The sequence below is a fragment of the Microbacterium sp. MM2322 genome, from assembly GCF_964186585.1.
In the GTDB taxonomy this organism is placed as follows: domain Bacteria; phylum Actinomycetota; class Actinomycetes; order Actinomycetales; family Microbacteriaceae; genus Microbacterium.
In genome coordinates, this window is the sequence record NZ_OZ075067.1 from 1,408,829 (window position 1) to 1,425,561 (window position 16,733).

The window sequence follows — 16,733 nt, forward strand, 5'->3', positions numbered from 1 at the left end:
GGGATGGAAACAGCGCAGCATCCCGGCGACGAGAACCTGACTCGAGAGGATGCCGCGGCCCGGGCATCCGTCATCGTCGTCGACACGATCGAGATCGACCTCGACGTGCGGTCGGCGTCGGATCCGTCCCGGGAGGATTTCGCGACGCAGAGCACGCTCCGCTTCGCATCGACCGCGGACGAGACCTGGGTCGACTTCCTCGGAGTCGCGGTGGACGAGGTCGAGGTCAACGGCGAGACGCGCCCCGTCGAGTGGGACGGCGCCCGCATCCGCCTGAACGGACTCGCGGCGGACAACACCGTCCGGATTCGCGCCCGCGGCCGATACAGCCGCTCGGGTGAGGGTCTGCACCGCTTCACCGACCCCGTCGACGGTGCCGTGTACCTCTACACGCAGTACGAGCCCGCCGACAGCCGCCGCGTCTACCCCTGCTTCGAGCAGCCCGATCTGAAGGCGCGGTGGACCTTCCACGTCACTGCCTCCGCCGACGGTGTCGTGCTCTCCGGCGGAGCCGAAACCCAACGGGTCGAGGTGGACGACGGCGTTCGGGTGTCATTCGCCGAGACTCCGCCGTTGTCGAGCTACGTGACGGCGGTCGCGGTCGGTCCCTACCACCGTGTCGACGGCGTGTGGCGGGGCGAGCGCCAGATCGTCGATCTCGGCGTCCTCTGCCGTGCGTCGCTCGCGGAACACCTCGACGCCGAGGAGATCCTCGACATCACCCGCCGCGGTCTCGACTTCTTCACGTCCGCGTTCGATCAGGACTACCCCTGGGGCAAGTACGACCAGATCTTCGTGCCCGAGTACAACCTCGGCGCGATGGAGAACCCCGGCCTCGTGACGTTCACCGAGGCGTACGTCTTCCGAGGCGCGGCGACCGTCGCGCAGCGCGAAGCACGATCCAACACGATCCTGCACGAGATGGCGCACATGTGGTTCGGCGACCTCGTGACGATGCGGTGGTGGGACGACCTGTGGCTGAAGGAGTCGTTCGCCGACTTCATGGGGACTCACGCGAACGTCGCGACCGGCTTGTTCCCGGATGCCTGGGTCACGTTCGCGAGCCGGCGGAAGGGATGGGCGTACGTCCAGGATCAGCTCCCCACGACGCATCCGATCGTCGCCGACATCCCGGACCTCGAAGCCGCCAAGCTGAACTTCGACGGAATCACCTATGCCAAGGGCGCGTCGGTTCTGAAGCAGCTCGTCGGCTTCGTCGGCGAGGATGCCTTCTTCCGGGGCGCGCAGCGTTATTTCGCGACGCACGCGTACGGCAACACGACGCTCGGCGATCTGCTGTCGGCCCTCGAAGAGGCGTCCGGTCGCGACCTCCGCTCATGGAGTGCCGCGTGGCTGGAGACGACGGGGCTGCCGACCCTCACGGTCGAACGTCAGCCGCTTGCCCTCGTGCAGGACATCGCGCGGCCGCACACCGTTCGCACCGGTCTGTGGGACGACGCGGAGGGCCGCCTCGTGGCGCGCGGCAACGTGGTCGTCGACCTGTTCGGCGATCGCACGGTGGCGGAGGCGCCGGTCCTGCCTGATGCCGACCTCGTCATCGCGAACGTCGACGATCGCTCCTACGCCAAGGTGCGGCTCGACCCCCGTTCGCTCGCGGCCGTGACGCGTGGCTTGTCGAGCATGCCCGACGCGGTTGCGCGGGGGGTGGTGTGGGCCGCGCTCTGGAACGCTACCCGCGACGGCGAGCTCGCGGCATCCGCTTACCTCTCCATCGCCGCGCAGCACGCGCCGCGGGAGTCGCATCCCGCTCTTCTCGCCGACGTGCTCGCGCACGCGGCGTTCGCCGTCCGTCACTACGTTCCCGAAGCCGAGCGGGTCGCGACGGCGGCGGCGTGGCTCGAGGGCGCGTGGAGCGCGATGAGCGACGCCGAGGCCGCCTCCGACGCCCAGCTCATCTGGGCACGCGCCGTCGGCGGTGCCGCGGAACTCTGCGCCGACCGGGCGGCCGAGATGACGGCGATCCTGACCGGCGAGACACCGGCTCCGTCGGGACTTCCGCTCGACCCCGAGTTGCGATGGGGCTGGCTGTTCGGCCTCGTGTCCTCGGGGAACGCCGGGGTGGATGAGATCGAGGCGGAAGCCGCGCAGGATGCCACGGCGTCGGGCCGGACGGCTCGTCTCGCAGCCCTCGCGGCTCTGCCCGAGGCATCCGTCCGTCGCGAGGGATGGCACGCGGCGTGGGACGACCTCTCGCTGACGAACGATCACCTCGACGCGACCATCCGCGGAATCCGGGCGGGGGAGAGCCGCGAACTGATCGCCGCCTTCGACGGCGACTACTTCGATCGGATCCTGCCGGCGTGGCGCTCGCGGAGCATCGAGATCGCCGCACGCCTCGTGCGCGGACTGTTCCCGTCGACGACCGACACGTCAGCGGTGGACTCCTGGCTCGCGGCGAACGCGGATGCCCCGGGTTCCCTGCGCCGCATCCTTACCGAGCAGCGCGACCACCTGGCACGCGACCTGCGTGTCTGTGCCGCTCAGCCCGGGCTTCCGGCCTGACACGGTGAAGCGGCCCCGGGAGTTCCCGGGGCCGCTTCGCGGTGTCCCATGCTGATCAGGCGATCCCGCGGATCGGCGGGTGGTGGAACGTGTCACCGAACACCCGGTCGCTCGCGCCCTCGCGGTCGAGGTACGGCGTCGCGCCGCCGTCGATGAACGGCCAGCCGGCGCCGAGGATGAGGCAGAGGTCGATGTCCTCGACCTCGGGCACGACGCCCTCGTCGAGCATCAGCTTGATCTCGTGCGCGAGTCCGTCCTGCACGCGGCGGAGGATCTCTTCGGCGGATGCCGGGGTCGAGCCGGTCGCCTTCCTCGCCACCTTCTCCGCAGCCTTGGTGAAGCCGGTGACCCGGCCGCCCTTGTCCTTCTCGACGACCTCGTCCAGCGCGGCGAGTTCGTGGAAGTTCTCGTTCGCGTAGAACCGCTCGGGGAACGCGCCGACCATCGTGTCCTGCACGTGCGCGGCGACCTTCCAGCCGACGAGATCGATGAGCTGGAACGGCCCCATCGGCAGTCCGAGCGGCGCGAACGCCTTCTCGACATCCGCGACCGGTGTGCCTTCGTAGACGGCGCGAGCGGCTTCGCCCATCACCTTCGCAAGCAGACGGTTCACGACGAACCCGGGTGCGTCGGCGGTCAGGACCGCGTTCTTCCCCAGGCCCTTGGCGACGACGAAGGCCGTCGACAGGGCGGCATCCGATGTCTTCGGCGTCTTCACGACCTCGATGAGCGGCATGACCGCGACCGGGTTGAAGAAGTGGAAGCCGACGAGCCGTTCGGGGTGTGCGAGCTTCGCGCCGATCTCCTCGACCGACAGCGACGAGGTGTTGGTCGCGAGGATGGCGTCCTCGGCGACGACGGCCTCGATCTCGGCGAACACCGACTGCTTGACGCCGACCTCTTCGAAGACCGCCTCGATCACGAAGTCGCAGTCGGCGTACGCCGATTTGTCGGTCGTTCCCGTCACGAGGGCGCGGAGTCGGTTGGCGGCGTCGCCGTCGAGCCGGCCCTTGGCCTCGAGCTTGCCGATCTCGTCGTGGATGTAGGCGACGCCCTTGTCGACGCGGGCCTGATCGAGGTCGGTGATCAGCACCGGGACCTGGAGCTTCCGCACGAACAGGAGCGCGAACTGGCTGGCCATGAGGCCCGCGCCGATCACACCGACCTTCGTCACCTTCTTGGCCAGCGCCTTGTCGGGGGCACCCACGGGACGCTTCGCCCGCTTCTGCACCAGATCGAACGCGTACATGGATGCCGCGAACTGGTCACCCGTGACGAGTGAGGCGAGCGCCTCGTCCTCCCGCGCGAAACCCTCGGCCTTCGTTCCGCTTTTCGCCTTGTCGAGCAGATCGAGTGCGACGTAAGGGGAGCGCGGGACGGTGCCGATTTTCGACTCGAGCATCCCGCGAGCCATCTTGACCGCGATCGGCCACTTGGTGAGTCGCTCGATTTTGCCCGGGGTGTTCTTCCGCTCGACCTTCACGGAGCCACCGAGCACGCCGTCCGCCCATCGCAGCGACGCCTCGAGGTAGTTCGACGCCGGGAAGATCGCGTCCATGATGCCGAGGTCGAACGCCTGCTGCGGCTTGAGCACCCGGTTCTGCTTCAGCGGGTTGGATATGACCACCTCGAGAGCGTTCTCGATGCCGATGAGGTTCGGGAGGAGGTATGCACCGCCCCACCCGGGGATGATGCCGAGGAACACTTCCGGGAGTGCGATCGCGGGCGCGGAGGCATCGACCGTCCGGTAGGTGGAGTTCAGGGCGATCTCGAGACCGCCGCCCAAGGCGAGGCCGTTCACGAATGCGAACGACGGCACACCCAGATCGGACAGCTTCCCGAGCACGTGGTGGCCGAGCTGCGCGATGAGGCGTGCGTTCTCGACCGAGCCGACGTTGCTGACCTCGCTGAGATCAGCGCCGGCGGCGAGGATGTACTGCTTGCCCGTGATGCCGACAGCGTGAATCTCGCCGGCGGCCGCGCGAGCGGCGAGGCCGTCGAGGGTCGCGCCCAGCGCCGTCAGAGTCGCCGGCCCCAGTGTGTTGGGCCGCGTGTGATCGCGACCGTTGTCGAGCGTGATGAGGGCGAGCACCTTGCCGCTCGCGAGCGTGATGTCGCGGACGGGGGAGTTCGTCACGACCTCGCTGTCCGAAAGGGAGAGCAGGGGGGAGAAATCGATCTGGTCGTAGTTCGTCATCGTCGACAACCTCACTTCTTCTTGCCGTTGTAGTGGGGGTTCTCCCAGATGACCGAACCGCCCTGCCCGAGCCCGACGCACATGGCGGTGAGCCCGTACCGGACATCGGGACGCTCGGCGAACTGTGCGGCGAGCTGGATCATCAGGCGAACGCCGGATGCCGCCAGGGGGTGACCCAGCGCGATCGCACCGCCCCACTGGTTGACCCGCGGATCGTCATCGGCGATCCCGAAGTGGTCGAGCAGCGAGATCACCTGAACCGCGAAGGCCTCGTTCAACTCGAACAGGCCGATGTCGCTGATCTTCAGCCCGGCCTTCTTCAACGCCTTCTCGGTCGACGGGATCGGACCGATCCCCATGATCTCGGGCTGAACGCCGGCGAAGGCGAACGAGACGAGGCGCATCTTCGGCGCGAGGCCGAGCTCCTTGACGGCACCGCCGCCGGCCAGCAGTGACATCGTCGCGCCGTCGGTGAGCGGCGACGACGTGCCCGCCGTCACGCGCCCATGCGGGCGGAACGGCGTCTTCAGTGCGGCGAGGTCGGCCATCGTCGTCTGCGGACGGCGTCCCTCATCCTCGGTCGCCAGGCCCCAGGCGCCGGAGGCATCCTTCACCGCGACGGAAACCAGGTCGGGTTGGAACTTGCCGGCGTCGTAGGCGGCCTGCGCCTTGTGCTGGCTGAGCATGCCAAACCGGTCGGAACGCTCTTTGGTCAGCTGCGGGTAGCGATCGAAGATGCGCTCTGCCGTCACCCCCATGTTGAGAGCGCCGGGGTCGACCATCTTCTCCGCGACGAAGCGCGGGTTGGGATCGGCGTTCCCCCCGATCGGGTAATGCCCCATGTGCTCGACGCCACCCGCGAGTGCGACGTCGTACATGCCGACCCCGATGGATGCGGCCATTGTCGTGACGCTCGTCATGGCGCCCGCACACATCCGGTCGATGGCGAAACCGGGAACGGTCTGGGGAAGCCCCGCGAGGATCGCCACCGAACGGCCGAGGGTGAGGCCCTGTTCGCCCGTCTGACTGGTCGCGGCGATCGCGACGTCGTCGACGCGATCAGCCGGAACCGCGTGGTTCCGCTCCATCAGGCCGATCGTCGCCTTGACGGCGAGGTCGTCGGCTCGGGTGTTCCAATACATGCCCTTTTCGCCGGCACGCCCGAACGGGGTGCGTATTCCGTCGACGAAATAGACGTCCGAAAGCTCGGCCACACTGCCTCCAATGATTGGGTTCCCACCCAGCCTAGGGACGCTGTCGAGCCGCGAAAATCGGTTGGTTCGAACCTACGAAGCCGTCTCAGATGCCGCGTCGGCGCTCTGCACGGAATCGACAAAGGCTGCGGCGATCAGCTGTGCAGTCTGTTCAATCTGCCACGAGCGCGCGCCGAGTTCGCGGAGGGCCTCGCTGATGGATGGCGCGTCCACCTCAGCCGGCGGATTCCACGCCACACGACGCAGGAGATCCGGAGTCAGCAGGTTCTCTGGGGGCATGTGAAGTTCTTCGGCTTTCGCCTCGACGAGGGGTCGAGCGGCTTTCAGCCGCGCGTCCGCCGCGGGATTTCGATCCGCCCACGCCCGGGGCGGCGGCATCCCGTCGCCGGAGCCGCGCTCCGAAGGAAGGGCAGGGTCGTTCCGTCCCGTCTCGATCGCGGCCCACCAGCGGTCCAGCTGGCTGCGGCTGGCGCGACCCGTGAAGTCCTTGACGCGAGCGAGGTCCTGCTTGGTGGCTGGGTCGGCGATGACTGCAGCGACGAGCGAGCGATCGGGCACGAGGCGACCGGGGGAGACGTCCTCCGTCCGCGCGAAGTCCTCTCGCGCCGCCCAGAGTGCGCGGGCGACGGCGAGGGCGCGACGGCCCCGCACCGTGTGAAGGCCGCTGAGGCGACGCCACGGCTCTTCGCGAGGCGGCTTGGGTGCGCGCGTACGAACGGCTTCGAATTCTTCTTCCGCGAACGCGGTCTTGCCCTGCTCCTCGAGTTCGGTCGCGAGGGCGTCGCGGACGTCGATGAGGTGCAGCACATCGAGGGCGGCGTACTCCAACCAGCCCTGCGGAAGCGGGCGCGTCGACCAGTCCGCGGCCGAGTGCGCCTTGGCGAGGGAGATTCCGAGAGTCTCCTCGACGACCGCCCCGAGTCCGACGCGCTCGTGGCCGAGGAGGCGGGCGGCGAGTTCGGTGTCGAAGATCCGAGGCGGCTCGAGCCCGGCTTCGCGGAGCGACGGAAGATCCTGGCTCGCGGCGTGAAGCACCCACTCCTCGCCGCCGATGGCCGCCTGCAACGCCGACAGATCGCCGATTGCGGGCGGGTCGAAGAGGAAGACCTCGCTTCCTCGTCGGAAGACCTGGATCAGGTACGCACGCTGCGAGTATCGGAACCCCGATGCACGCTCCACGTCGACAGCGACAGGGCCGTGCCCCACCGCTAGGCGCGACGCTGCGGCCGCCGCCGCATCCTGATCGGCGATGACCTCGTATTCAGCCACGTGTACTCCGCTGCCCGCCGAAAACGGCGATGTTCTCCGAGCCCGGGGGAAGACCGGCCAACATGCAGACCAGCTCACCCCAGGCATCCATATGACTGCTCAGGCTTCCTTCGGGAGACCACGATGCGCGAAGCTCGATCTGCGCACCGTCACCCTCCGCAGCCAGCGTTCCGAAACCCTTCGACAGGGTCTTGGTCGCCGTGCCGGATGCCGCGTGGAACGTCGCTCCGCGCGCGGCGAGGGCATCGACCAGCCACGACCAGGCTACGTCGGCGAGGAGCGGGTCGGTACCGATCTCCGATTCGAGCGGTGCCTGCGCGAAACAGACGATCCGCCAGGCGCTGCCCCAGGCATCCGGTTCCGACTCGTCGTGCAGGATGACGATGCGTCCCGTCCCATAGGGGGACTCGCCGTCGTCGTCGGGGCGCACGTCGCCCGCGAACGCGATTGCATCGGGCGCGAGCGAGGCCGGGGCTGCGATTTCGCGGACGATGAAGTCGTCGCGGAAGCGCAACTCGCGCAGCGCGGCGCTGACGACGAGGAATTCCGGCGTCCCGGACGGGGGTTCGGTCACGGCGTCAGACTAGAGTGAGGGCACCATGAAGGCTTCCAGGCGCGCCGTTCCCGACGACGCCCGGTCGGCGACGATCGTCGCGCTTCGCAGCACGATCGTCGCTCTGGCTACCGCTTTCGTCAGCGCGACGGGCCTTCTCGCCCTTCTTGCCGGGCGCGTCGCACGCCGGGTCGTCACCCCTTCGGCGCGCACTCCCGACACCACGATCGTCGACGTCGACATCGTCGCGCAGACGATCACTCTGTCCCGCTCCGACGACACCGTCCTGCCCGGGCGTTACGGCCTCTTCACGACGGGTACCAAGAGTTACGTCAAGCTCGGCACGGTGCTGACAGCCCGCGGCGACACGGTCACCCGAAAGCTGCTGACCGAGATCGACGAGAACGACCGGCTCACCGCCGCCGCCGCCTTCAGCGGGTGGTACTTCGCCGAGCCGGGCGAACTTCACCTCCCCTTCGAGCGTGTGATGGTGCCGACGGCTCTCGGTCCGTGCCCCGCCTGGGTTTTCCCGGCAGGCCAGCCCACGGACGTCTGGGCGGTCCACATCCACGGCCGCGGCACCACGCGTGCCGAGACCCTGCGTGCCGTGCCGGTCTTCCACGCAGCGGGGATCACCTCGATCCTCACGTCGTATCGCAACGACACCGACGCCCCGCGGAGCAGGGGCGGGAGCTCTGCTCTGGGCGCGACCGAGTGGCGCGACGTCGACCGGGCGATCGGCTACGCCCGTCGTTCTGGCGCACGACGCATCGTGTTGATGGGCTGGTCGATGGGAGGCGCCATCGCCATGCAGCTCGCGATGAATTCGGCTCACCGCGACCTCATCGAGGGTGTCGTGCTCGACTCGCCGGTCGTCGATTGGCGCCAGGTGCTCACCCACCACGCCGACTCGAGCGGCATCCCGCGTCCGCTCACGCGGGCCGCGCTCGGGGCACTGACCCGCCCGTGGGCGTCCGCGGTGACGGGAGCGGCCGATCCGATCCCCTGGGGCAGGCTCGACGTCCTGGCCCGTTCCGGGGAGTTGGTCACGCCGACCCTGATCCTCCACAGCGACGGGGACGACTTCGTGCCGGCGCAGGCGTCTCGAACGCTACGGGATCGGCGGCCCGACCTCGTCGAGCTCGAGGAGTTCGAGCGCGCTCGCCACACCAAGCTCTGGAACTACGACGAAGAGCGGTGGTCGTCCCGCATCCGCGAGTGGCTGGACACTCAGGGACTCAGCGGCGGCGCAGCCTCAAGTAGCTGAACCCATCGTCGTCCACGAGAACGCCTGCGGGCCGGGTGTCGATGGGTCGTCGGAGGGGCAGGAACGGACCCGCGGTCGGCACGAGGTGGGGCGCCGCGGTCACGCAGTATTCGTCGATGAGATCGTCGGCGGCGAATTGCGCGGCCAGCATCGGACCGCCCTCGCAGACGATGTGCCGAAGTCCGCGCTCGGTGAGCGCCGAGAGGATGCCGGTCGCCGTCATCCGTCCATCGGTCGCGGCGACGCGAACCACCGTGACGCCGTGGGAAGGCGGTGGCGCTTCGGTGCCGGGGGGCATGACCAGCAGGACCTGGTCGTCAGGTCCGTCGGGGTCGGGGTCGAGGCGGTGCCCGGCGAGGTCACCGGAGCTCGTGATGACGGCCAAGCGCGAGCGACGGGGGAGGAGGTAACCCTCCGCTCGAACTGTCTCCGCGCCGACGATGATCGCGTCGGCGCTGGCACGGATGACGCCCAGGATCGCTCGATCGGCCCGGTTGGTGAGTGTGTTGCTCGTCCCATCGGGGCCGACAGCGGAGCCGGTGAGCGACGTGATCATGTTGAGCCGGACCCAGTCCGTCTCGATTGGCGCGTAACGGTGGGCGAGCCAGCGGCGTCCCTCCGGACTCGCGGCGTCCATACGCTCGCCGGACGACGGCAGCACCTCTGTCACCCACACGCGGCCATCCTCGCATGTCGCTCGTCCACGGGAGGGGGCGATCCCCCCCGGCGGCTAGGCTGGGGGAGTGTCCCTCACCTCCGCCGGAACCACTCATCTGAGCGAACGCGACCCGAAGGTGAGCGGCGCCGAGATGGTGGCCGCGCTCGTTCCGCCGCCGCAGTTCGACGGCGCGACGTTCGCGACGTACCGCACCGACGACGCGTATCCCTCGCAGCAGGAGGCCAAGGACCTGCTCGAGGTGTTCAGCTCGAAGCGGTCGGCGCCGGCATCCCGCGGCGGATTCTTTCGTCGCGGCAAGCGCGAGGCCCCTCTGAAGCCGGGCGTGTACCTCGACGGCGGATTCGGTGTGGGCAAGACGCACCTCCTCGCGGCGATCTACCACGACATGCCCGCACGTCGGAAGTACTTCGGCTCGTTCATCGAGTACACCGCCCTGGTCGGCGCGCTCGGTTATCAGAAGACCGTGGAGCTCTTCCGCGGCGCGGACCTCCTCTGCATCGACGAGTTCGAACTCGACGATCCGGGTGACACGATGGTGATGACGCGCCTCATTGCGGAGCTCGTCCCGACCGGCACCAAGCTGGCCGCGACCTCGAACACTCCGCCCAACGCCCTCGGTGAAGGTCGTTTCGCCGCGCAGGACTTCCTCCGCGAGATCCAGGCGATGGCCGAGCACTTCCAGACCATCCGCATCGACGGCACGGACTATCGCCAGCGCGCCGTCGACGGTCACGCGGTGGTGCTCGACGACGCCGCGTACGAGAGCGCGATGACGGATGCCGCGACATCCGCCCTCGTCTCGGATGACGACTTCGGGGCGTTCATCCGCCACCTCGCGTCGGTGCACCCGTCTCGCTACATCCGTCTCATCGAAGGCATCGGGACGATCGGACTCCGCGACGTCGTCGGTTTCGACGACCAAGCTGCGGCCCTCCGCTTCGTGGCGTTCGTCGACCGCGCCTACGACGCGCAGATCCCGATCCGTGCGACGGGGGTTCCCGTCGACCAGGTGTTCCGGGCGGACATGCTCGAGGGGGGATACCGCAAGAAGTACCTGCGCGCGGTTTCTCGTCTCGTTGCTCTCACCCACTCGTAAGCAGGGTCACGCGCTTCTCGAAGGGCCGGGAAACCTGATGTTTACCTGGTCGCCACCCTCGTAACCGACGCGAAACATGCGCGCGCCCCCGGGCGAAACCGCGGACGTCGACACTGGGGGCACCCGACGCTACACCTGCGTCCCTGCAGAGAGGTTCCCTTCGAGATGGATCAAGGCAACACCGCATTCATACTCATCGCGGCCGCACTAGTCCTGCTGATGACCCCCGGTCTGGCGTTCTTCTACGGCGGCCTCGTCAAGGCGAAGAGCGTCATCAGCATGATGATGATGTCCTTCGGCGCACTCGGCCTCATCGGCGTCCTGTGGGTGGTCTACGGCTACGCGATCGCCTTCCCGGGCGAGTCGGGGACCGTGTTCCCGTGGGCCATCGACGGTGGTGCGATTGGGCTGACGAACGCGCTCGAGCTCGGCGAGGGTGCTAGCTACCCGGAGCTCGCCTTCATCGCCTTCCAGGCGACCTTCGCGATCATCACGGTGGCGCTGGTCTCCGGTGCTATCGCCGATCGCGCCAAGTTCGGCGCATGGATGGTCTTCGCCGGCGTGTGGGCCACGGTCGTGTACTTCCCGGTCGCCAGCTGGGTCTTCAACTTCGGCCTCGCCGACGACGGCTCCTTCGAGTACGGCGGCTGGATCACGCACGGGCTCCAGGACGTCTTCGGCGTCGGCGTCATCGACTTCGCCGGTGGAACCGCCGTCCACATCAACGCGGGTGCCGCGGCCCTCGCCCTCGCGCTCGTCCTGGGCAAGCGCGTCGGATTCCAGAAGGGCGTCCACGTCCCGCACAACCCGCCGTTCGTACTCCTGGGTGCCGGCCTCCTGTGGTTCGGCTGGTTCGGGTTCAACGCCGGGTCCGAGCTGGCGGCCGACAACACCGCGGCTCTCGCGTTCGTCAACACGATCGCCGCTCCCGCCGCTGCCCTGCTCTCGTGGCTCCTCGTCGAGAAGATCAAGGACGGCAAGCCCACGTCGGTCGGCGCCGCCTCCGGTGCAGTCGCTGGTCTCGTCGCGATCACGCCGGCCTGTGGTTCGCTCGACCCGATCTGGGCGATCGTCCTCGGCCTCATCACCGGTGCCGCGTGTGCACTCGCGATCGAGCTGAAGTTCAAGCTCGGCTTCGACGACTCGCTCGACGTCGTGGGCATCCACCTCGTAGGTGGTCTCATCGGAACGCTGTACCTCGGGTTCTTCGCTCGCGGGACCGGCCTCTTCATGGGCGGTGACGCCTCGCAGCTGATCGTTCAGGCGATCGCCGCGTTCGCGGTACTGATCTACTCCTTCGTGCTCGCCTTCGTCATCGGCTTCGCGATCGAGAAGACGATGGGCTTCCGCGTGAAGAACGAGGACGAGATCGCCGGTATCGACACGATCGTGCACGGCGAGGCCGGGTACGTCCTGGAGGACGCTAAGGCCTGATCCGTCCGATCACACGGAGGGCGTCGCGGGCTACCCGCGGCGCCCTCCGTCGTCGTTCGTGACACGTTTCACTTTCTCCTTGTGCGGCCTCACGGCACTGGTCTACGTTGAGCGGGAAGCGCTTTCCCCCTTCTGTCTCCGTCCAGTGCTGGACGAGAAAGGACGACGATGTCCCGCATCCGTACGACCGCCGCCTGGGTGGCCGCCGCCGCCTTCACCGTCTCGCTGGTCGGGTGCAGTCCCGGTGCCTCCGACTCAGGCGGCTCCTTCGACCCTGACGAGAAGGTCTCCCTCGACTTCGCCTGGTGGGGAAACGACGATCGAGCCGCCCGCTACACGAAGCTCATCGAGGCGTTCAACGAAGAGCACCCCAACATCACGATCAAGACGACGTTCACCGACTTCCCGAGCTACTGGGAGCAACGGCAGGTGGAGGCCGCGAGCGGCAGCTTGCCCGACGTCTTCCAGTTCTCCGACAGCTACCTGCGGCAGTACGGCGAGAGCGGTGCGATCCTCGACCTGAACGAGGTGGCCGACCAGATCGACTTCACCACGTTCGACGACAGCCTGCTCGGCACGGGACGCCTGGACGGGACGCAGTATTCGCTTCCCACCGGGTACAGCCTCTGGGCGAACTTCGTCAACCAGGACCTCTTGGACGAGCACGGGCTCGACCTTCCCGCGGCGGGCTCGTCGTTCGACGAGTTCAGCGACTGGCTCGCCGAAGTCACCGAGAAGACCGGCGGCAAGCCCTTCGGAGGAACGGACTACACCCAGCGCATCCAGGTATTCGAACTCCAGCTCCGCGCGGAGGGCAAGGCCCTCTATACGGATGAGGGTGAGCTCGGGTTCACGAAGGACGAGCTGGCCGACTTCTGGGAATCCGGCGCCGACCTCCGCGATGGCGTGACCATTCCGCAGCAGCAACTCGAAGAGATCAGTCCGATCTCCGGCTTCGGCGCCGCGCGCACCATCAGTGAGATGAGCTGGAGCAACTTCCTCGGCGGGTACCTCGCCGATTCCGGTGCGTCATCGATTGCGATCGTCGCTCCGCCGACGGCGGATGCCGGTGCGAAGGACCTCTACCGACAGGGTGGGCTGCAGGTTGCCATCTCCTCACGCACCAAGCACCCCGAGGCGGCCGCGATCTTCCTGGACTACGTCGTCAACAGCCCCGAGGCGGGCTCGATCTTCGGCACCACACTCGGATTCCCGGCATCCAGCAGCAAGCTGGAGGGGACCAAGCTCGAAGGTCCCGACCAACAGGTGGCGGACTACATCGACTCGGTCGCCGACCGCATCGGCGACGCCCCGCCGCCGGCCGTCGTCGGCTACGGCTCGCTCGAGCAGAAGTTCTGGGACCTGGGTAAGGAACTGGGCCTCGGTACGAAGAGCGTGGATGCCGCGGTGAGCGAGTTCTTCAACGAAGCGGACGTGATCCTGAACAACTGAGCAGAAGCGGGCGAGGGCTAGGGTGACGGCGTGCCTTCACGCCTGATCTCAGCCCTCATCCGTCTGCTGCGACCGGCGCGGCGCCGAGGGTCGGCTTCCTCGACGACGCGCGTGATGCCCGCCGACGTCCGCGGGTTGCGCCTGAGCTACCGGCCGAGAGCCGACGGGGCCCCCGACGCGGGCGAGATCGTCTGGACGTGGGTTCCCTACGACGAAGCAGACGGTCGCGGAAAGGATCGCCCCGTCCTCGTGATCGGTCAGCACGGCAGGGACCGACTATACGCCGTACGACTCACGAGCCGGCGGCACGACCTCGACGACGAGCACCTCGCTCTCGGGGTGGGGGAGTGGGATGCCGCAGGCCGGCCGTCGTGGGTCGATCTCGGTCATTTGTACAGCGTTCCCCGGGATGCGATGCGTCGGGAGGGTGCCGCACTCGACCGCGCTCGGTTCGATCGCGTGACAGCGGCGCTGAAGGCTCGGTACGGCTGGTCGAGATGACCCCGCAGACGACGAAAGCCCCCGGAATTCCGGGGGCTTTGCGGTGGGCGATGCCGGACTCGAACCGACGACCTCTTCCGTGTGAAGGAAGCGCGCTACCAACTGCGCCAATCGCCCGAATGACACTCGGGCCGATGACCGAGCATACCGGATCACGGCACGGGGGCCGAACCGCGAGGGGGGCGGAGGCGAGACACGCGCGGGGTCGTCTCGGTTTGGCGCTGGCGCAAGGATCGTCTAATGTTTAACGAGTGCCGGAGAGATCCGGAACGAAAATGCGGATGTAGCGCAGTGGTAGCGCATCACCTTGCCAAGGTGAGGGTCGCGAGTTCGAATCTCGTCATCCGCTCGAGTGTGGGGATCTTCCTCCGGGGAGATCACGTCACGTGGGTCAAACCACACACGGTGGCGTGGCCGAGTGGCTAGGCAGCGGCCTGCAAAGCCGTCCACACGGGTTCGAATCCCGTCGCCACCTCCACTCACAACTCAACAGCCTTTACAGGCGCGATTGGCGCAGCGGTAGCGCGCTTCCCTGACACGGAAGAGGTCACTGGTTCGATCCCAGTATCGCGCACAGACAAACCCCCGGTTATCCGGGGGTTTTTTGTTGTCCCGGCACCGCGGATGCGTTCGCGGGACGGTCAGCCGGAGGCTTCGGCATCCTGTGACTCCGCCAGCTCGTGGAGGCCTGCGGGGGAGTTCGCCAGCGACATCAACCGAGCGACCCACTCGGGGTTCAGCGGGATGCGGGAATCGACTCGTCGTCGGAAGGCCAGACGTGCGGCGCGATTCATCCAGACGGTGGTCCGACCCACGCCTTCCCCCGGAGCTCGCGACCACGTGAACAGGAACGACTCCCCACGGCGGAGCTTGGCGTAGATGACGGCCTCGAGATGTGCGAGCGTGCGGTCATCGATATCGAATCGCGTCGTGGCGTTGTACGAGAGAAGTCCCATGGAAACCGACCCAGGTCTAGGCGTGAAAAATCGCGGAGCTGCGGTCTCCGTGGTCATCCTCTCATCCTCAGCTCTGTAGGCAGGCTACACACCCGATGTGTCGCAGATCCGTTATCGCGCGCTGACAGACTGGCCTCATGACCACTGCGCGGATCGTCGTCCTGTTCGTCATCGCCGCCATCGCGGAAATCGGTGGGGCGTGGCTCATCTGGCAGGCGGTCAGAGAGAACCGCGGCTGGTGGTTCGCGCTGCTGGGGATCGTCGCCCTCGCGGCGTATGGCTTCGTTGCCGCGTTCCAGCCCGATGCGAACTTCGGACGGGTCCTCGCCGCGTACGGGGGAGTTTTCGTCGCCGGATCGCTCGCCTGGGGGATCGTCGTCGACGGCTTCCGACCCACCACATGGGACTACGTCGGGTCGGGTGTGGCACTCCTGGGGGCCGCGATCATCATCTTCGCGCCGGTCTTCACCGACGCGACCGAGGGATGACCGCGGCCCGAAACGTCAGGGGACGATGACGGCGCGGCCGCGGACCGTGCCCGCGGCGAGCGCCTCGTACGCCTTCGGGCCGTCGTCGAGTGAGTAGCGCTGGATCTCGACTCCCACCTGCCCCGAGCGCGCGAGGTCGAGCACCTCGATCAGTTCGCTGCGCGAGCCCCAATACGGGATGCGAAGCGCCGCGTCATAAGCGACGGTGCCGAAACTGACGTGAGCCGTTCCGCCGCCGATGCCGACGATCGTGATGTCTGCGTCGAGCGCGGCTGCTCCTATCGCCGTCGCGATCGTCGGGTCCGCACCGACGAAGTCGAAGACGGCGTTCGCGCCCAGACCGTCGGTGAGCCGGCGAATCGCGTCGACGGCGCCGCCGTCGCTCATGACGGTGTGATGGGCGCCGACCTCCTTGGCCAGCGCGAGTTTCTCGTCGTTGACGTCCAACGCGATCACGGTCGCGGCCGACACCGCCCGCAGGATCTGAATCGCGACGTGTCCGAGACCCCCGGTGCCGATCACGACCGCCGTCGTTCCGGCGCCCAGCTTCGGAAGTGACGTCTTGACCGCGTGGTACGGGGTCAAGCCGGCATCCGTCAAGGAAACGTTCTGCACGGGGTCGAGGTCGCCGAGCGGAACGAGGTGTCGCGCGCTGTCGACGATCATGTACTCCGCCATTGAGCCGGGAGCCCCGAGACCCGGAGGCATGATCCCCTCCGCCTGGGCGTTCGTGCAGTAGTTCTCCTTGCCCTGCGCGCAGTTGCGGCAGCGGCCGCATCCCCAGGGGCCGTAGACGGCGACGGCGTCTCCGACGCTCAGGTGCTCGACACCTTCGCCGAGCTCCTCGACGATGCCGGCGCCTTCGTGCCCGAGGGTGAGCGGGAGGGGGTAGCCGGCAGCGGTGTACTGCTCCTCGCTGAGGCTCATCACGAACTCGTCCGAGTGGCAGACGCCGGCGGCGGTGACTTTGAGCAGCACCTGCCCGGGACCCGGCGAGGGCTTCTCGATCTCGACGACTTCGGGGTGGGATCCGATCTTCGTGTACTGGAGTGCCTTCATGGTCGCCACGCTACGCAGCCGTCCGCGCTCAGGGCAGGGCCCTGC

General features: G+C 67.8%; 14 protein-coding genes and 4 tRNA genes. 10 read left to right on the forward strand and 8 right to left on the reverse strand.

The window, feature by feature from the left end; translation table 11 throughout:
• Positions 1-3: 3 nt before the first annotated feature.
• Positions 4-2,523, forward strand: a complete 2,520-nt coding sequence (gene pepN / locus ABQ271_RS06880; protein WP_349310728.1) for an aminopeptidase N — start codon at positions 4-6, stop codon at positions 2,521-2,523.
• 55 nt (positions 2,524-2,578) lie between these two features.
• Here the strand turns inward: pepN and ABQ271_RS06885 are convergent, their stop codons facing one another.
• The 4 genes from ABQ271_RS06885 to ABQ271_RS06900 form a co-directional block, all read right to left on the reverse strand.
• Positions 2,579-4,720 carry a 3-hydroxyacyl-CoA dehydrogenase NAD-binding domain-containing protein gene (locus ABQ271_RS06885; RefSeq protein ID WP_349310729.1) on the reverse strand — a complete coding sequence of 714 codons (2,142 nt, stop codon included), beginning with the start codon at positions 4,718-4,720 and terminating at the stop codon, positions 2,579-2,581.
• 11 nt (positions 4,721-4,731) lie between these two features.
• Positions 4,732-5,934, reverse strand: a complete 1,203-nt coding sequence (locus ABQ271_RS06890) for a thiolase family protein (RefSeq protein ID WP_349310730.1) — start codon at positions 5,932-5,934, stop codon at positions 4,732-4,734.
• A gap of 72 nt (positions 5,935-6,006) precedes the next feature.
• The gene (locus ABQ271_RS06895) at positions 6,007-7,203 is read right to left on the reverse strand and encodes a ribonuclease D (protein WP_349310731.1); all 1,197 of its coding nucleotides are present in this window, start codon (positions 7,201-7,203) and stop codon (positions 6,007-6,009) included.
• Positions 7,196-7,777 carry a DUF3000 domain-containing protein gene (locus ABQ271_RS06900; RefSeq protein ID WP_349310732.1) on the reverse strand — a complete coding sequence of 194 codons (582 nt, stop codon included), beginning with the start codon at positions 7,775-7,777 and terminating at the stop codon, positions 7,196-7,198. Before ABQ271_RS06900 ends, ABQ271_RS06895 begins: the two co-directional genes overlap by 8 nt.
• Positions 7,778-7,802: 25 nt before the next feature.
• Between ABQ271_RS06900 and ABQ271_RS06905 the strand changes: the two genes are divergently transcribed.
• Positions 7,803-9,023 (forward strand): alpha/beta fold hydrolase, encoded by a 1,221-nt coding sequence (locus ABQ271_RS06905; protein WP_349310733.1) that lies wholly within the window; start codon positions 7,803-7,805, stop codon positions 9,021-9,023.
• Here ABQ271_RS06905 and ABQ271_RS06910 read toward each other — a convergent pair.
• The gene (locus tag ABQ271_RS06910) at positions 8,995-9,699 is read right to left on the reverse strand and encodes a dihydrofolate reductase family protein (protein ID WP_349310734.1); all 705 of its coding nucleotides are present in this window, start codon (positions 9,697-9,699) and stop codon (positions 8,995-8,997) included. The genes ABQ271_RS06905 and ABQ271_RS06910 overlap by 29 nt on opposite strands.
• Positions 9,700-9,766: 67 nt before the next feature.
• On the opposite strand from ABQ271_RS06910, the gene zapE reads away from it, so the two are divergent.
• The 4 genes from zapE (at position 9,767) to ABQ271_RS06930 (ending at position 14,185) form a co-directional block, all read left to right on the forward strand.
• Positions 9,767-10,798 carry a cell division protein ZapE gene (zapE, locus tag ABQ271_RS06915; protein WP_349310735.1) on the forward strand — a complete coding sequence of 344 codons (1,032 nt, stop codon included), beginning with the start codon at positions 9,767-9,769 and terminating at the stop codon, positions 10,796-10,798.
• A gap of 165 nt (positions 10,799-10,963) precedes the next feature.
• Positions 10,964-12,232: an ammonium transporter gene (locus ABQ271_RS06920; protein WP_349310736.1), complete on the forward strand. Its 1,269-nt coding sequence runs from the start codon at positions 10,964-10,966 to the stop codon at positions 12,230-12,232.
• Positions 12,233-12,400: 168 nt separating this feature from the next.
• Positions 12,401-13,684 carry an ABC transporter substrate-binding protein gene (locus ABQ271_RS06925; protein ID WP_349310737.1) on the forward strand — a complete coding sequence of 428 codons (1,284 nt, stop codon included), beginning with the start codon at positions 12,401-12,403 and terminating at the stop codon, positions 13,682-13,684.
• Positions 13,685-13,714: 30 nt separating this feature from the next.
• A complete protein-coding gene (locus tag ABQ271_RS06930; RefSeq protein WP_349310738.1) occupies positions 13,715-14,185 on the forward strand; it encodes a type II toxin-antitoxin system PemK/MazF family toxin in 471 nt (156 codons plus the stop codon).
• Between the two features lie 44 nt (positions 14,186-14,229).
• On the opposite strand, the gene ABQ271_RS06935 is transcribed toward ABQ271_RS06930, so the two are convergent.
• Positions 14,230-14,302: transfer RNA gene (locus tag ABQ271_RS06935), tRNA-Val, on the reverse strand.
• A 160-nt stretch (positions 14,303-14,462) separates the two neighbouring features.
• Between ABQ271_RS06935 and ABQ271_RS06940 the strand changes: the two genes are divergently transcribed.
• The 3 genes from ABQ271_RS06940 (at position 14,463) to ABQ271_RS06950 (ending at position 14,759) form a co-directional block, all read left to right on the forward strand.
• Positions 14,463-14,534: transfer RNA gene (locus ABQ271_RS06940), tRNA-Gly, on the forward strand.
• A 55-nt stretch (positions 14,535-14,589) separates the two neighbouring features.
• Positions 14,590-14,663: transfer RNA gene (locus ABQ271_RS06945), tRNA-Cys, on the forward strand.
• A 24-nt stretch (positions 14,664-14,687) separates the two neighbouring features.
• Positions 14,688-14,759, forward strand: a tRNA-Val gene (locus ABQ271_RS06950).
• 67 nt (positions 14,760-14,826) lie between these two features.
• Here the strand turns inward: ABQ271_RS06950 and ABQ271_RS06955 are convergent.
• A complete protein-coding gene (locus ABQ271_RS06955; RefSeq protein WP_349310739.1) occupies positions 14,827-15,141 on the reverse strand; it encodes a hypothetical protein in 315 nt (104 codons plus the stop codon).
• 137 nt (positions 15,142-15,278) lie between these two features.
• Here ABQ271_RS06955 and ABQ271_RS06960 point away from each other — a divergent pair, with 137 nt between their 5' ends.
• Complete coding sequence (locus ABQ271_RS06960; protein ID WP_349310740.1) at positions 15,279-15,629, forward strand: YnfA family protein; 351 nt, start codon at positions 15,279-15,281, stop codon at positions 15,627-15,629.
• A gap of 15 nt (positions 15,630-15,644) precedes the next feature.
• Here the strand turns inward: ABQ271_RS06960 and ABQ271_RS06965 are convergent, their stop codons facing one another.
• Positions 15,645-16,688 carry an NAD(P)-dependent alcohol dehydrogenase gene (locus ABQ271_RS06965; protein ID WP_349310741.1) on the reverse strand — a complete coding sequence of 348 codons (1,044 nt, stop codon included), beginning with the start codon at positions 16,686-16,688 and terminating at the stop codon, positions 15,645-15,647.
• Positions 16,689-16,733 lie beyond the last annotated feature (45 nt).

Excerpts from the sequence above, each read along its gene's own strand:
- ABQ271_RS06905 (WP_349310733.1), top strand. The coding sequence starts at position 7,803 with ATGAAGGCTTCCAGGCGCGCCGTTCCCGACGACGCCCGGTCGGCGACG.
- ABQ271_RS06955 (WP_349310739.1), bottom strand. The coding sequence starts at position 15,141 with ATGGGACTTCTCTCGTACAACGCCACGACGCGATTCGATATCGATGAC.
- ABQ271_RS06960 (WP_349310740.1), top strand. The coding sequence starts at position 15,279 with ATGACCACTGCGCGGATCGTCGTCCTGTTCGTCATCGCCGCCATCGCG.
- pepN (WP_349310728.1), top strand. The coding sequence starts at position 4 with ATGGAAACAGCGCAGCATCCCGGCGACGAGAACCTGACTCGAGAGGAT.
- ABQ271_RS06965 (WP_349310741.1), bottom strand. The coding sequence starts at position 16,688 with ATGAAGGCACTCCAGTACACGAAGATCGGATCCCACCCCGAAGTCGTC.
- ABQ271_RS06885 (WP_349310729.1), bottom strand. The coding sequence starts at position 4,720 with ATGACGAACTACGACCAGATCGATTTCTCCCCCCTGCTCTCCCTTTCG.
- ABQ271_RS06925 (WP_349310737.1), top strand. The coding sequence starts at position 12,401 with ATGTCCCGCATCCGTACGACCGCCGCCTGGGTGGCCGCCGCCGCCTTC.
- ABQ271_RS06920 (WP_349310736.1), top strand. The coding sequence starts at position 10,964 with ATGGATCAAGGCAACACCGCATTCATACTCATCGCGGCCGCACTAGTC.